13 protein-coding genes are annotated in these 15,797 nt (G+C 63.7%); 7 read left to right on the top strand and 6 right to left on the bottom strand.

The features are described from left to right. Window positions 1-236: 236 nt before the first annotated feature. Complete coding sequence (locus M3484_RS11630) at window positions 237-1,769, bottom strand: trimethylamine methyltransferase family protein (protein ID WP_249496985.1); 1,533 nt, start codon at window positions 1,767-1,769, stop codon at window positions 237-239. Beyond that, window positions 1,766-3,880, bottom strand: a complete 2,115-nt coding sequence (locus M3484_RS11625; RefSeq protein ID WP_249496984.1) for an oxidoreductase — start codon at window positions 3,878-3,880, stop codon at window positions 1,766-1,768. Before M3484_RS11625 ends, M3484_RS11630 begins: the two co-directional genes overlap by 4 nt. A gap of 184 nt (window positions 3,881-4,064) precedes the next feature. Here M3484_RS11625 and M3484_RS11620 point away from each other — a divergent pair, with 184 nt between their 5' ends. The 7 genes from M3484_RS11620 to M3484_RS11590 all read left to right on the top strand — a co-directional run bounded on the left by M3484_RS11620 (window position 4,065) and on the right by M3484_RS11590 (window position 12,257). Further along, window positions 4,065-6,092: a CocE/NonD family hydrolase gene (locus M3484_RS11620; protein ID WP_249496983.1), complete on the top strand. Its 2,028-nt coding sequence runs from the start codon at window positions 4,065-4,067 to the stop codon at window positions 6,090-6,092. A gap of 102 nt (window positions 6,093-6,194) precedes the next feature. Beyond that, a complete protein-coding gene (locus M3484_RS11615; protein ID WP_092902846.1) occupies window positions 6,195-7,145 on the top strand; it encodes an ABC transporter permease in 951 nt (316 codons plus the stop codon). Next, window positions 7,129-8,019: an ABC transporter permease gene (locus M3484_RS11610; RefSeq protein WP_283258400.1), complete on the top strand. Its 891-nt coding sequence runs from the start codon at window positions 7,129-7,131 to the stop codon at window positions 8,017-8,019. Before M3484_RS11615 ends, M3484_RS11610 begins: the two co-directional genes overlap by 17 nt. Then, window positions 8,016-8,963, top strand: coding sequence for an ABC transporter ATP-binding protein (locus M3484_RS11605; RefSeq protein WP_249496981.1), 948 nt, complete (start codon window positions 8,016-8,018; stop codon window positions 8,961-8,963). The genes M3484_RS11610 and M3484_RS11605 overlap by 4 nt, the downstream gene beginning before the upstream one ends. Then, complete coding sequence (locus M3484_RS11600) at window positions 8,960-9,961, top strand: ABC transporter ATP-binding protein (RefSeq protein ID WP_249496980.1); 1,002 nt, start codon at window positions 8,960-8,962, stop codon at window positions 9,959-9,961. Before M3484_RS11605 ends, M3484_RS11600 begins: the two co-directional genes overlap by 4 nt. A gap of 26 nt (window positions 9,962-9,987) precedes the next feature. Continuing rightward, a complete protein-coding gene (locus M3484_RS11595; RefSeq protein ID WP_249496979.1) occupies window positions 9,988-11,541 on the top strand; it encodes an ABC transporter substrate-binding protein in 1,554 nt (517 codons plus the stop codon). A gap of 56 nt (window positions 11,542-11,597) precedes the next feature. Next, entirely contained in the window at window positions 11,598-12,257 is a 660-nt protein-coding gene (locus M3484_RS11590) for a TetR family transcriptional regulator C-terminal domain-containing protein (protein ID WP_249496978.1), read from the top strand. Between the two features lie 66 nt (window positions 12,258-12,323). Here the strand turns inward: M3484_RS11590 and M3484_RS11585 are convergent, their stop codons facing one another. The 4 genes from M3484_RS11585 to M3484_RS11570 are packed head-to-tail and all read right to left on the bottom strand — an operon-like array spanning window position 12,324 to window position 15,788. Next, entirely contained in the window at window positions 12,324-13,199 is an 876-nt protein-coding gene (locus M3484_RS11585; protein ID WP_249496977.1) for an ATP-binding cassette domain-containing protein, read from the bottom strand. After that, the gene (locus M3484_RS11580; RefSeq protein ID WP_249496976.1) at window positions 13,196-14,020 is read right to left on the bottom strand and encodes an ABC transporter ATP-binding protein; all 825 of its coding nucleotides are present in this window, start codon (window positions 14,018-14,020) and stop codon (window positions 13,196-13,198) included. Before M3484_RS11580 ends, M3484_RS11585 begins: the two co-directional genes overlap by 4 nt. Next, window positions 14,017-14,865 (bottom strand): ABC transporter permease, encoded by an 849-nt coding sequence (locus M3484_RS11575; RefSeq protein WP_249496975.1) that lies wholly within the window; start codon window positions 14,863-14,865, stop codon window positions 14,017-14,019. The genes M3484_RS11580 and M3484_RS11575 overlap by 4 nt, the downstream gene beginning before the upstream one ends. Continuing rightward, window positions 14,862-15,788: an ABC transporter permease gene (locus M3484_RS11570; RefSeq protein ID WP_249496974.1), complete on the bottom strand. Its 927-nt coding sequence runs from the start codon at window positions 15,786-15,788 to the stop codon at window positions 14,862-14,864. Before M3484_RS11570 ends, M3484_RS11575 begins: the two co-directional genes overlap by 4 nt. Between the last annotated feature and the right edge of the window lie 9 nt (window positions 15,789-15,797).

Below are 15,797 nucleotides of genomic sequence, written 5' to 3'. Positions count from 1 at the left end.
ACCCTTTTTTCCAGAAAGTCATAAAATACCCGCGAAGATATGCGAAAGCCCAATGAAATAAGGCAGATAATTCTGCCGCACCGATCAGGCCAAACCGGCCACACCCCCTGCACCTGACAGAATCTTGCGCAAACCACCCCAAATTTCGGAAGAAAAATCAGAGGCCTGGCAGAACTCGCCCAAACGATCACCGAATCCCGGCCCAGGACGGGCCGAATCCGGTGATCAGAGAGAGGTCAGTTCATCGGAGCGCCACCCTCGGCCTTGCGGCGATCGACGAAACTGTTCAGCGCCTCAAGCGTACCGGGATCCATCGGCGGCGCCTCATAATCCCCGAGCATCTGCTTCCACAATGTATTTGCGCGCTCGCGGGTCTCGACTGCACCGCGCTCGAGCCATTGCGGGTGATTGTCCCAGTTGGAGACCAGCGGACGGTAGAAAGCCCGCTCATAACGCTCCATCGTATGAGAGGTTCCGAAGAAATGGCCGCCGGGGCCCACCTCGGCGATGGCATCGAGCGCCAGTGTCGCCGGGCTGACCTCGATCGGACGGAAATACTCTGCCATCATCTGAAGCATTTCAGCATCGAGGATCAGCTTTTCAAAGCTGGCGGTCAGGCCGCCATGCAGCCAGCCTGCCGCATGGTTCACCAGATGCGCGCCGCCCATCAGGGCCCCCCAGAGCGACATTTGCGATTCATACGCCGCCTGGGCATCGACCGCATTGGCGGCACAGACATTGGAGGAGCGGAACGGAACGCCGATATGGCGTGCGAGCTGGCCCGAAGCCTGGGCCGCGCGGGTATATTCCGGCGTGCCGAAGGCCGGTGCGCCCGAACGCATGTCAACATTCGAGGTGAAGCCACCATACATCACCGGCACCCCCGGCCGCACCAGCTGGGTCAGTGCGATCCCCACCATCGCCTCGGCATGTTGCAGCGTCAGCGCCCCCGCGAGCGTCACCGGGCTCATGGCGCCCGCAAGTGTGAAGGGGGTGATCACGTTGACCTGACCATGTTCGGCCATGGTGATCAGCCCCTCTCCCATCGGGATATCAAGCTGCAGGGGTGAGTTGGTATTGATGATACCAAGAAGCGTGGGCACCGCGGTCAGCCCGTCGGGCGTGGTGTCCAGCGACAGCGCGGCCATCTCGATCCCGTCCATGGTGCGCTGGCGGCCAAGGGTCTGGGTCTGCCAGTTCTTGTCGAGGATAGTGATCTGCGCGAGGCAGATATCGAGGTGTCGGGTATGGGCGGGCAGGTCCAGCGGCTCGAACGGGCCGCCGCCCTCCTGGTGCAGGACATTGATCTGCTGCACGAGTTTGAGGAAATCACACATCTCGGCAAATGTGCCGTCGCGCCGGCCGCGGTCATTGTCCATCACATAGGCCGGTCCGCCGACCGAGGCGAAGATATGATCGCCGCCGCCAAGCCGCAGATTGCGCGCGGGGTTGCGGGCGCGCAGCGTGAAATGCGCGGGCACGGTTTTCAGGGTCTCTTCGATCAGGCCGGGCGGAAAGCGCACTGTCTCATCTTCGACCACGGCACCGGCCTGGCGGAACCGCTCACGCGCGCCGGGCTCCAGCACCCGCATGCCGATATCGCGCAGGACGCTCAGCGCTGCCTCATGGATCTGTGCGACCTGGTCGTCGGATATCACCCGGACCGGATCATAGGTTCGGGGCTGCTGGCCGAAGGGCGGCTGGTCAAGCGCTCCGATCTGACGGGCGGCGCGGCGGGTACGGCGGGGGGAGGAGGAGGCGTCCGTCATTCGGCAGCCTCCGCCAGAAAATCGCGCGGGGCAAAGGGTGCGTCACGGCCCACCCTGATCTGATGCGCCTCAAGGCCCAGCTCGCGCGCGGTACGATGTCCCTGATATGTTGCATGGGCAATCGCGCCCGGCGCATTGGCGTCCCCGGTCAGATGCAGGCTGCGCACCCCCGCCGCCGCCAGATCCGAGGCCGCGAGCGCTTCATGCAGCGCCGATCCGCCTTCGCGCAGACCGGTGATCACCAGCGACCGCGCGGCGATCCTGCTTTTTGCCCCAGAGAAGGTCTGGGCAAGGGTCAGGGTCTCACCGTCAAAGTCCGTCACCACCTCAAGCGTGCGATAGGCGATCTCGCGGCGGGCAAAGCTCTGATGCACCAGAGGCTGCTCATTCGTCATGATGCCCCAGGCCGCCGCCGCGCCGGAATTGGTGATATAGGTGACGGCATGGCTCTGATCGGCCAGCATTTCGGCAATCGCCGACCCCATATAATAGTTGTCATAATCGAACACCGCCACCGGCCCCTCGGGGCGGGCGCCTGCCGCCAGATCATCGGGGGTATAGACACGCGGGCCGTCAACCCGGCCGGCGGGCAGCTCATTCATGCCACAGGTCACCGGCAGCCAGCGCGCACCGGTCGCCACGACCACATGCTGCGCGCCGAATTCCAGCACATCCGCCGCCTGCATCGGGCTTTCAGGGAACAGGGACACATTCGGCATCTGCGACAGCCGCCCGAGCCGGTATTCCGTCACCCGGTTCCAGGCCGAAAGGCCTGGGAGCCGCGCCTCGAACCGCAGGCGCCCGCCAAACTCGCGCGCCTGATCGGCAAGCGTCACCCGATAGCCCCGGCGCCCCAGAGTCAGCGCCGCCTCCATCCCCGAGGGACCGCCGCCGATCACCAGCACATTCTCGGCCTCACCCTGGATGGCGGGGGCGGTCACCGGCACCTTCTCGGGATGCCAGCCGCGCCGCCATTCCTCACCCGCGGTGGGGTTTTGGGTGCAGCGGACCCAGACCCCGTCATGCCAGGACGAAATGCACAGATTGCAGCCGATACATTCGCGGATCTCGTCCTCGCGCCCGGTGCGGATCTTTTCGGGCAGGAACGGATCGGCGATTGACGGCCGCGCGCCGCCGATGAAATCCAGTACGCCCCGCCGCAGCATCGATACCATCGTATCGGGCGAGGTAAAGCGCCCTACCCCGACGACCGGCTTGTCGGTCAGCTGCTTGACGAAGGAAATCACCGCCTCATGGCTGCCTTCGGGCGAATAGCGCGAGACCGAGCAGTCGGTCGAAGAATAGTCCATCTTGACGTCGAACAGGTCAGGCGCATCGGCCAGAAGCGAGATCACCTCATGCGCCTCGCTTTCGGCAGTGTCGGACGGGCGGGCGCGCAACTCCTGCAGCGAGATACGCAGGGCCACCGCCTGGCGGCCATGCGTCGCCTCGCGCACGGCGTCGATCAGCTCGATCAGCAGGCGCGCGCGGTTACGGGCGCTGCCCCCATAGGCATCGGTGCGCTTGTTATAGTCGGAGAGCAGGAACTGATAGGGCAAATAGCCCATGCCGGCATAGACATAGAGGATGTCAAACCCCGCCTGTTCAGCCCGGACCGCTGCCTCCGCATGCCAGCGGATCAGATCGCGAATATCACTGCTGTCCATCACTCGGGGCCGCGCCGAGGACATAAAGCCCGGATGCCCCGCCATCCAGGGCACGCCCGAGGGCGACAGCGAGGCGAGCCGCGTGGTGCGGTTCATCGTCACCGCTCCGCCATGCCAGAGTTCGACCCCGGCCAGCGCGCCATGCGCGTGAACCGCGTCGGTCATCAGCGCATGCGCGCGGATATCGGCCTCATCCCAGAGCGTTGCCGCCGGGAAAGGGCTGTCATCCGAAGAAGGATGCACCGAGCAGGCGCCTGTCGAGATCACGCCCCAGCCGCCCTCGGCCTTCATGGCGCGGAAGGCCGCGCGCACATGCGGGGCGGCATTTGTCATGCCACTGGCATGCGGGACCTGGAAAAAGCGGTTCTTTGCGAGTTTCGGCCCGATCGCCAGCGGCTCAAACAGCACATCATAGCGCGGGTTCCTGGCGGTTGGCTGCGACATCGGACCATCCTTGTTGAACATATATACAGTAGCGGTGGAAATTTCAGCGGGTCAAGCCCGTTCGATGCAGCTATATAAGAATAATGCCTGCTCAATTCAGTGAGAATATTCAGGCTTTCAGACGCAAAAAATCGTTTGCCACTAGAAATTCTTTATTGCATTGTTGTTCAACAAAGGAGCCGCTATGCACGATCACAGCCAGTTCCAGAACCCGGTTCGCATCATCGAGAACCTGTTTATCCCGCTGAATGACGGGACCAGACTGGCGGCAAAGCTCTGGCTGCCGGTCGGACCGGACGGGGCCGATATGCCCTCGCCTGCGGTGCTCGAATATCTGCCTTACCGCAAGCATGATGGCACCCGCACCCGGGACAATGCCATGCATGAATATCTGGCAGGCCATGGCTATGCGGCGATCCGGGTCGATATTCGTGGCACCGGCGAAAGCGACGGCATCATCACTGACGAATATTCAGTGCAGGAACAGATCGACGGCTGCGAGCTGATCGCCTGGATCGCCGCGCAGGAATGGTGCGATGGCCAGGTCACCATGATCGGCATCAGCTGGGGCGGATTTAACGGATTGCAGATCGCCGCGCGCCAGCCGCCGGCGCTGAAGACCGTGATCACCGTCGGCTCGACCGATGACCGCTTCGCAACCGATATCCACCGGGTCGGCGGCTGCCTGTCAAAGGATGATTTCGACTGGTCCTCGACCATGTTCGCCAATAATGACCTGCCGCCGGATGAGGCAATCGTCGGTCCGCGCTGGCGCGAGATCTGGATGCAGCGGATCGAGGCGAATTTCCCTTGGATGCTCACCTGGCTGCGCCACCAGCGCCGCGATGACTACTGGAAACAGGGCTCGGTCTGCGAGGATTTCTCAAAAATCACCATTCCGGTCTATGCTGTCTCGGGCTGGGCCGACAATTACTCCGAAGCGGTGCCGCGCCTGCTGGCCGGGCTTTCGGGGCCACGGCTGGGGCTGGTCGGCCCCTGGGCCCATTCCTACCCCTATGATGTGTCGGTCGCGCCCGCCATCGGCTGGCTGCAGGAAGTGCTGCGCTGGTGCGATCACTGGATGAAAGGCCGCGAGACCGGCATCATGGACGAGCCGCTCTACCGCACCTGGATGCAGGAACCCGTGCCGCCGCGCACCTGCTACCTGGAGCGCCCCGGCCGCTGGATCGGCGAGCCGTCCTGGCCATCGCCACATGTCACGCCGCGCATCCTGCATCTGAATGCGGGCCACCAGCTGGGCGAGGAAGCCGGGCCGGTGCAGGGCCTGCCGGTCTGCTCGCCCCTGTGGGTGGGCCTGACCGCCGGCGAGGTCGGGCGCTACGGCGAGAATGCCGACTGGGCCACCGATCAGCGCATGGATGATGGCGGCAGCCTCGTCTTCCTCTCGGACCCGCTGCCTGAGCGGATCGAGCTGTTGGGCGCGCCACAGGTCATGTTGCGGTTTGCCTCTGACAAGCCGATGGCGCTGGTCTCGGTCAGGCTTAATGATGTGGCGCCGGACGGCTCTTCGACCCGGATCGGCATCGGCATCCTGAACCTCACGCATCGCAAAAGCCATGAATTCCCCGAGGCGCTGGTGCCCGGTGTCTTCACCGATGCAACCGTCGAGATGGAGGATATTGCGGTTGCGGTTCCTGCCGGTCACCGGCTGGCAATCTCAATTTCCACCACTTACTGGCCGATTGCCTGGCCCTCGCCCGAGCCTGCCACGCTGACCATTCAGACCGGCGAGAGCCGTCTGATGCTGCCTGTGCGGGCACCGCAGGCGAGCGATGGCACCCTGCGCGCGTTTGACCCGCCGGCTTCTGCGGAAAACACACCGCAAATCTCGCATCCAGTGGAGGCTGCGGCCCGGCGCGAAGTGCGCCATGATCTGCTGACCGGCCGCATGACCGTCGATTTTCCGCGCTGGACCGGCATCAGCGAGATGCCCGATATCGGGCATATCCACCGCGCCGAATGCCTGTCGCGCTATGAAATCACCGACGGAGACCCGCTTTCAGCCACCACCCTCACCAAATTCCGGGTGGAGATCGAGCGCAAGGGCCTGACCGCCAGCCATGAAAGCGAAGGGCGGCTGACCTGCGACGCCACCCATTTCCGTGTTGAGATGACGGTGACCATCCGCGAGAATGGCACAGTGATCTTTACGCGCAACTGGGATGAGAGGATCGCTCGTGACCATCTCTGACCCCGAAGCTGATCCTCCGCTTAGCGCGCCTCTGCGCCGGGTATGGCGCGCAAAGGACGTCCGGCCCGAACCTGACGGGTCGTTGTGCCAGAGGTGCCGCAGATGCTGAGCTATGCCATCCGGCGCATCGGGCTTGCGATACTGATACTCGTGATCGTTATGCTTGCGATGTATGCGATGGTGTTTCTGGTGCCGGGCGATCCGGCATCCCTGGCGCTCGGACCAAGGGCCACGCCCGAGCTGAAGGCCGAACTCAACGCCAGAATGGGCCTTGATCAGCCGTTGCAGACCCAGATCTGGAACTTCTTCTCGAACGCGCTGCGGGGTGATCTGGGCTATGACGTCTGGTCAAAGCGGCCGGTGCTGGATCAGATCCTCGAAGTGTTTCCCAATACGCTGATCCTCGGACTGGTCGCGCTTGGCCTGGCGCTGGTGTTCGGGGTGGCGCTTGGCTGTGTCGCGGTGGTCTGGCGCGACACCTGGATTGACCGGCTTCTGGGGGTGCTGTCGGTCTCGATGATCGCCGTGCCCTCTTTCGTCATCGCGCTTTACTCGCTGCTGATTTTCGCGGTCTGGCTGAACTGGTTGCCCGCCATCGGTGCGGGTCAGGCCGGAGATCTCGGCAGCCAGATCCGCGCGGTGATCCTGCCGGCTTTCGCCATCGGCATCACCTGGGTCGGCTATCTGGCCCGGCTGGTGCGCGCCTCGATGCTGGAGGTGATGGGCGCCAGCCATATCCGCACCGCCCGCGCCTTTGGCCTGTCCGAGACCAAGATCGTTACCCGCTACGCGCTGCGCCTCGCGATCATCCCGACCATTGCGATCCTTGCAGTCGGGTTCGGCTCCATCCTGTCATCGGCGGTCTTTGTCGAGACGGTGTTTTCGCGGCCCGGGATCGGCTCGCTGATCACCTCGGCGGTGGCGAAACGGAATTACCCGCTGGTGATGGGCACGGTGCTTTTCATGACCGCCTTTTACCTCTTCATCGTTACTGCTGCCGATCTGCTGATCGCGCGGCTTGATCCGAGGGTTCGCGATGTCTTCCGCAGCTGAGCCGGCGCCCGCTGATCCCCTCTCTCGGGTGCGCCCGCAAGGCGCTTTCTCCAGGCTGATGTCGGATCCGATGGGCGCGACCGGCGCGGTCCTGGTGGGCAGCTTCCTGCTGATTGCGATCCTGGCGCCCTGGATCACCCCCTTTGACCCGCTGAAAATCGACGTGAAGTCAAAGCTCCTCGGTCCAACCCTCACTCATCTGGCGGGAACCGACCAGCTGGGCCGCGATACCTTCTCGCGGTTGATCATGGGAACCCGCAACGCGCTGGCCATCGCCCTTGGCGCCACCGGAATCGCCGGGGCCATCGGCCTTATCCTCGGGCTGATCGCGGGCTATGGGCCGCGCTGGCTGGACGGGCTTCTGGTGCTGGTACTGGATTCCCTCTCATCCCTGCCGATGATCCTCTTCGCGCTCGCCGTGATCACCGTCATGGGACCGGGCACCCAGACACTGCTGCTGGTGATCGTGCTGGTCTCGATCCCGGGCTATGCAAGGCTGATCCGGGCGCAGGTTCTGGGCCTGAAGAACGCCGATTTCATCGAGGCTGAACGCACGATGGGCGCCTCGACTGCGCGCATTCTGTTGCGCCATCTCCTGCCCAATGTGGTCGGGCCGCTGGTGATCGTGCTGTCCATGGATGTGCCGGTGGTCATCATGCTTGAGGCAGGGCTCTCCTACCTCAACCTTGGTGTCAAACCGCCGACGCCCTCCTGGGGGAACATCCTCTATGACGGCTATACCTCGCTCCGGCAGCAGCCGACGCTGGTGATCGCAGGCGGCATTCCCCTGGTGCTGGCGACCATCGGCTTCACCTTCCTGGGCGAGGGCCTGCGCGATGCGCTTGATCCGAAACTGAAGCGGAGGCAGGCATGAGTGCTCTTCTGGAAGTCACAGAGTTGCGGCTGTCTTATGGCCCGGTCCAGGCCCTGCGCGGCGCCAGCCTGACGGCGCGGGCCGGCGAGGTGATCGGCATCGTCGGCGAAAGCGGCTGCGGCAAATCCACACTTGCCTCGGCCCTGATCGGCCTGCCGGCCCCTGGCGCCACCCTATCGGGTGAGTTGCGGATCAGGGGCGAGGACATGATCACCACCACCGAAGCGCGGCGACGGGAGCTGCGCGGCGACAGGGTGGCGATGATCTTCCAGGACCCGATGAGCGCCTTCAACCCGGTGCTGACACTGGGCCAGCAACTGGTGGATTTCCAGCATCGCGCAAATGTGTCGCGCGCCGAAAAGCTGGCCCGTGCGCGTGCTATGCTGGCAAGCGTCGGCATCCCCGACCCGGAGCTCGTGCTCAGGCGCTATATGCATGAGCTGTCGGGCGGCATGCGCCAGCGCGCGGCGATTGCGGCGGCCCTGATGATGCAGCCGGATCTTCTGATTGCCGATGAGCCGACCACCGCGCTGGATGTGACGATGGAGGCGCAGATCATCCACCTGTTTCGCGAATTGCGCCAGCAGTATCAGGGCTCCATCGTCATCGTCACCCATCATCTGGGCGTGGTGGGAGAACTGTGTGACCGTGTCTATGTCATGTATGCCGGCGAGGTGGTCGAAGAGGGCACCACCGATGAAATCTACCACAATGCCCGCCACCCCTATGCCCGTGCACTGATCGCCTGTGATCCGGCCCATATTCAGGGCCCGGTCGCGCGCCTGCCCACGATACCGGGCCGCCTGCCCGATCTGACGGCACCGCCCGCCGGCTGCGCCTTTGCCAGCCGATGCCCACAGGCAGCCCCCGGCTGTGCCCACCCCGTCCCGCGCGTGCGGCTGAGCGAAAGCCACGCGGTCCTGTGTCATCAGGTGACGCCATGAACGTGCTTTACGAGGTCAGCGATCTGCGCGTCGATATGGCATTGCCGGGCGATCTCTTGTCGGCCCTGCTGCCGTTTCGCCGTCCGGTGATCAACATCCTCAACGGCATCACACTGACCCTGAACCGGGGCGAGACGCTGGGGATCGTCGGCGAAAGCGGCTCCGGCAAGACCACCCTTGCGCGCACCATGCTTGGCCTTGTGCCCGCAAGCGGCGGCCAGCTGCGCTTTGACGGCGAGACTGTCGGCCCCGCGCAGATACGCCGGCTGCGGCGCGAGACCGCGATGATGTTTCAGGACGCTGTCGCCTCACTCTCACCCCGGATGCGGGTCGGTGACCTGATCACCGAACCTTTCGTGATCCATGGCCCGGCCCCCGCCAACCGGCAGGCGCGCGCCGGGGAGATGCTGGCACGGGTCGGCCTGCCGCCCGCTATGGCAGACCGCTATCCGCATGAGCTGTCGGGCGGCCAGGCCCGGCGGGTCAGTGTGGCGCGCGCGCTGGCGCTTGATCCGGCTCTGGTCATTGCGGATGAACCGACGGCGGGTCTTGATGTCTCGATCCAGGGAGAGATCCTCAACCTGCTCTCGGATCTCAAGGAAAGCCGCGGCGTCAGCTTTCTGATCATCACCCATAATCTGGCGGTGGTGCGCAATACCGCCGACCGCATCGCCATTCTCTATCTCGGGCGGCTGGTCGAGACCGGGCCTGCCGCAGAGGTCTTCGCAAGGCCCGCGCATCCCTATACGGCCAGCCTGATCGCCTCAGAGCCGGATCCCGATCCGCGCCGCCGCCGCGCCGATCTGGCGATCAAAGGAGAGATCCCCGGCCTCCTGCGTCGTCCGAAAGGCTGCGAGTTCCACAGCCGTTGCCCGCGGGCGATGAGCCTGTGCCGCGAGACGCGCCCCGCTTTGCGTGAGATCGCCCCCGGGCGGTCTGTCAGCTGCCATCTCGCCGTCCCTGATTTCCCTGACTTGCCCACAAACCGGGCCAATTAAACAAAAACCGACAGTGGAGAGACATCATGACCTGGAGCACCGATCGCCGCAGCCTTCTGAAAGCCGGTGGCGCCTTTCTGGCAACCCTGACGGCAGGAATCCCGAACCTCGCCTGGTCACAATCCGGCAATATATTGCGCCTGCGGGTTGCCGGCGATTTTCAGGCCATCGATCCCTATAACATGGTCGGCGCGATAGACGACATCCTGCAACGCTGCTGCACGGTCACCCTGGTACGGCTGCCCGACATGCGCGAGGATCAGACCGTCTCTCCCTATGCCGCCAGCCGCTACGAATGGACCAGCCCGACCACGCTGGAATTCACCCTGCATGACGGGCTGAAATGGACCGGCGATTTCGGGCCCGTCACCGCAGAGGATGTGAAATATTCCTTTGAGCGCCTGGCAGGCTCTGACAGCGCCTGGGCCTATCAGTTTGAAAAACTCGACCATGTTGAAGTGACGGGGGAAAAGACCGGCATCATCCACCTGACAGACGCCTTCCGGCCCTTTGAAGTGATCGCCCTGCCCTATTACGGCGGTCATCTGGTCTGCAAAGCCGCGACCGAGGCGGCGGGCGGCACGTTCACCACCGAATTTCCCGCGCAATGCGGCCCCTATCTGTTCGACACATGGGAGCAGAACGCAAAGATCACCCTGCGCCGCAACCCGGACTGGCCGCTTGAGGCGCCGGCATTCGAAACGGTGGAATTCTACATCGTCACCGATGACCAGGCGGCGCTGCTGGCCTATGAGGCCGATGCGTTCGATTTCTCGGCCCTCGCGGTCAGCGGATTTGCCGGCCTCAAGGCCGCACCGCCCGCAGGTGCCAGCCTGATCGAGTCGCCCTCAACCCGCTATGCCTGGCTGACGATCAATATGAATGCGACCCAGCTGCAGGATGAGCGGGTGCGGCGCGCGATCCAGCTGGCCTATGATGGCGAGGCAGTGATCGAGGGCGTCTATGACGGGCTGACCAGCCGCGCCACCGGCGTCGTGCAATCGGGTGGCCAATATGGGCGCGAGAAGAACATCTATGATCCGCGCGATACCGATCAGGCGCGCGCCCTGCTGGCCGAGGCCGGTGCCGAAGGGATCACGCTGCAGCTTTACTGCCTGACAGACCAGACCTCGCTTTCGACCGCGCAGATCATTCAGGCCAGCCTTTCCGAGGTCGGCATCAATATCGAGATCCAGCCCAGTGAGGACGCGGCCTACTGGGCGCTTGGCGACAGGACCGCCGGCGAAGGGTATAAGGAAATCGAGCTTGTCCTGATGAATTTCGCCGGCGGAATCGAGCCTACCGAGAATCTGGTCTGGTTCCGCCCCGATCAGATCGGCATATATAACTGGTCTTTCTTCAACAGCCCGGAGTATGAAACGCTTTACCAGGCCTCGCTGACCGAACAGGACATTGCGAAGCGCAAAGAGATCTTCAACAAAATGGAGGATCTGATGGAACTGTCGGGCGGCTTTATCTTCATCTGTTTCGAGCCTTATCTTGCGATTCACGACACCGGGCTGAAGCCGGTCATTCTGGCGGACGGGCACCCGGACCCTACCCGCTTCACCGCCGGCTGAATGTCCGGACCGATCCATAGCTGAAAGGACGGGGGCGGCTGCCGCCCCCGGCAGGCATGACCCAGAGCACCGAAGGCCCCCGTTTTCGACGCTATTCCAGTGAGACCCGCGCTGCCATGCTGGTTGAAGCCGGGCTGGCCTGCCTTGCACGCGGCGGCATCACGGCCTTCACGATTGACAATATCTGTGCCGAGGCCGCGGTCTCACGCGGCCTGATCAACCATCATTTCGGCTCGAAAGACGGGCTGCTCGCGGCCTGCTATGCCACGATGTATGACAGGTTTACCAGCGCGGTAGCGCCTGGCGGCGCCGCCCTTCGCGGTGAGGCTTCCGGCCTGGTACATCTGGTTGAGGCCAATTTCGCGCCCGCAGTGTTCAACCCAGACAGCCTGCGGATCTGGCTCGCTCTCTGGGGGGAAATTGCCAACAACCCTGCCCTGCGCAATGTCCACCGCGCCCGTTATCAGGACTTTCTGTTCCAGGTCGCCCGCGCCGTCACTGAAACCGCCAGCAGCCGCGGCCTCACCGTCAATGCCCATTCCGTCGCGGTTCTGTTCATCGCGCTGAGTGACGGGCTCTGGCTGGAGCAGGGCATCGATCCCACCATGCTTTCGCGCGATGCGGCCCGCCGGGCGTGCTATCATTTCCTTGAAAGCTTCCTCGGGCCGCTTGATCCGATGAACCTGGCAAATCCGCCGGGAGGGGACCCAGCCTGACCTCACGCTGCAGGCAGCGTCATTCCAGACTACGATGAAGCGGCTCGCACAGGGGCCGGGCGCGCTTCAGCGAGCGCGCCTTACCAGGTGACCGGGCGCCACTTCCTCAAACTGATCATCGTCCCCATGTTCTGGCAGAATATGAGGCGCCGATTTCGCGCCGGTCCGGCGATGATCAAGCCGTGGGACCGCTTCCAGCAGATTGCGGGTATAGGGATGTCCCGCCATGCGGATGACGGATGCTGCCGGTCCCTGTTCGACGATGCGCCCGCGATACATCACCGCCACCCGGTCACAAAGCCGCGCCACCACTGAAATGTCATGCGAGATGAACAGCCATGACAGCCCGCGCCGTGCCTGTGTGCGGATCATCAGGTCAATGATCTGGGCCTGAACCGTCAGATCCAGCGCCGAGACGGGTTCATCCGCAACAATCATGCGGGGTTCGGGAGCAAGAGCGCGGGCGATGGCGACCCTCTGGCGCTGACCACCGGAAAACTCATGCGGATAGCGGTCGATATGGCCAGGTTCCAGCCCGGCATCGACGAAAAGCTCTGAAAGACGCTGGCGCAGGGCATCGCGCCCCAGGCTCTTGCGGTCGGCCAGCCCCTCGGCCACCTGCATCCCCACCGTCAGCCGCGGATTAAGCGAGGAATAGGGATCCTGAAAGATCATCTGCACCTTGCGCAGGACGGCCCGCTGCGCGGGTCCCCCCAGCCGGGCAGGATCCGCACCATCGATCAGCACCCTGCCTGCATCGGCAGTTTCAAGCCCGGTCGCGATGCGCCCGATGGTGGATTTCCCGGAACCGCTTTCGCCGACAATGCCCAGCGTTTCACCTGCCGCCAGTTGCAGGGACACGCCACCAGCTGCTGTGACCACACGCGATCCGCTGCGGAAGGTGCGGCGTATGTTTTCAAGTCGCAGCAATGGTTCGGTCATGGACAGGTCTTCCGCTCTTCGGCACGCATGGCAAGCGCCTCATTCACATCCAGATGGGCCGCCAGCAGTTTGCGCGTATAGTCGTGTCGCGGTGCAAACAGCACCTGATCCACCGGGCCGGTCTCGACGATGCGACCGCGCTGCATCACCGCAACCCGGTCAGCAGTTTCCGCCACCACTCCGATATCATGCGTGATCAGAAGGATACCCGAACCGCTGCGGTGCTTCAGGGCAACCAGCAGATCCAGCACCTGCGCCTGCACCGTGACATCAAGTGCGGTGGTCGGCTCATCCGCGATCAGCAGGGCCGGTTTCAGCGCCAGCACCGAGGCGATCATCACCCGCTGCCGCATGCCGCCCGAAAGCTGGTGGGGATATTGCCCCATCACAGCCACAGGATCGGGAATGCCAACCTCGGCCAGCGCGGCACAGGCCAGTTTTTCTGCCTCGGCCCGCCCAAGTCCGAGATGGCGGCGCGGACCTTCGGTCATCTGACGGCGGATGGTCAGCACCGGATTAAGCGAGGTCATCGGCTCCTGAAACACCATGCCCATCTGCCGGCCCCGCAGATCTTCCAGCGCCCGGCGTCCAAGTCCGCTTACCGCGGCACCGCCAACGGTAATCCGGCCTTCGACCCGCGCCGCCGGCGGCAACAGACCCATAACCGCAAGCGAGGTCATGCTTTTGCCACTGCCGGATTCTCCGACAAGGGCCAGGATTTCACCGGGAGCAACCGACAGGCTCACGGCATCTACAACCGTCAGCGCATCTGTGCTGCCTCCGAACGTGACCGTCAGGTCGCGGATCTCCAGCGCGTTCATGTCCGCCCCCGCTGCCGCGGATCGATCAGATCGCGCAGATTGTCACCGATCAGGTTCAGCGCCATGACCGTCAGAACGATGGCGAGCCCCGGAAAAATGAGGATCCAGGGGGCTTTGCTGATATAGTTGCGCCCCGAGGACAGGATCGCGCCCCATTCCGGCGAGGGCGGCTGCACACCAAGCCCGAGGAAGGAGAGGCCCGCCGCCGAAAGAATGGCAGATGAAAAGCCAAGGCTGCCCATCACGATCAGGCTTTGGGCGATATTGGGCATGACATGCACCCGCACCAGCCTCGTGTGACCAATCCCGCCCAGCCGGGCTGCCTCGATATAGGGGCGTGCGGCCTCGGCTGCGGCCAGGCCATAGCTCACACGGGCATAGAAGGGGACGAGAGAGATCGCGATGGCCAGTGTCGCATTGCCGATGCCCGGCCCGAGAAAAGCCACGAGCGACAGTGCGATCAGCGTGTCGGGGAAAGAGTATAGCACATCCACCACCCGCAGCAGCGCCGCGCGGAGCCAGCCAGGCGCAAAGGCTGCGACAAGGCCGATCGTGCCACCGATCACCAGCCCGGACAGCACCGCCACCGCGCCAATGCCAAGCGAGAGCCGCGCGCCGGCGAGAACACGGCTGAACAGATCGCGGCCAAATTCATCCGTTCCAAACAGAAAGCTGGCATTCGGTGCGAGCAGCCGCTTTCCGACGCCCATCTTCGTCGGATCATAGGGCGCGATCCAGGGGGCCAGCAGCGCTGCCGCAACCAGCAGCAGCAACAGCGCTCCGCCCAGCCAAAGCCCGGGAGGAACCCTGCGCCTCATGCGTTTTGGTGCCGGAATGGCGGTCATGTCCGTCTCCGCATTCTGGGATCAAGCAGGGTGTAAAGAATGTCGATCAGCGCGGTGATCACCACGACCGAGGTGGCAAAAACCACGATGAACCCCTGTATCATCGGATAATCGCGCTCCAGCATCGCCTGCACCGCCAGCCGCCCTATGCCATTCCAGGAGAAAACATTCTCGATCACCACCTGGCCGCCCATCAGATAGGCAAAGACAAGCCCAACCACGGTAACGATGCTGATCAGCGCCGGTTTCAGCGCATGGACCAGCAGCACCTGCCAGCCGCGCAGGCCTCTGGCACGGGCGGTGCGGATATAATCTTCCGACAGGATCTCGACCAGTGCCGAGCGGGTCATTCGCGCGATCAGTGCAGCATAACACAGACCCAGCGTCAGCGCGGGCAGAAGGATGCCGCGCAGCCCCGATCCGGCGACCGGCAGCCAGCCAAGCTTCAGTGCAAAGACCTGGATCAGCACCAGCCCCATCCAGAAGCCGGGCACCGAGACCCCGAGCACAGCGATCATCATGATCGCCATATCGGTAAAACGCCCACGGTTCAGCGCGGCGATAAAGCCCAGCGGCACGCCGATCAGCAGGGCGGTGAACAGCCCGGCCGCCGCAAGTGCAAAAGTATTCGGCAGCCGAAGCAGCAGCAGTTCTGCCACCGGCTCGCCGCCGCGGATCGTGGTGCCCAGATCACCTTGCAGCACATTGCCGACATAGTGCAGCACCTGTTGCCAGACCGGCAGATCCAGTCCCAGACGGCTGCGCATATCGGCCATCGCCTCGGGCGTTGCCGAGACCGACTGTGCCATCATCGCTGTCACCGGATCGCCGGGCACGATATGGATCAGCACACCCGACAATGCGATCACCACAAGGATGGTCGCAAAGGCAATCAGCAGCCGTCGGAGCACAAGAAACAGCATCGGTCACTT

Origin of the sequence: Pseudomonas sp. GX19020 (assembly GCF_023371075.1) — a bacterium.
GTDB lineage: Bacteria > Pseudomonadota > Alphaproteobacteria > Rhodobacterales > Rhodobacteraceae > Pseudogemmobacter.
The sequence above is the reverse complement of the archived record's forward strand: the minus strand, read 5'-3'. Positions and strand labels throughout refer to the sequence as shown.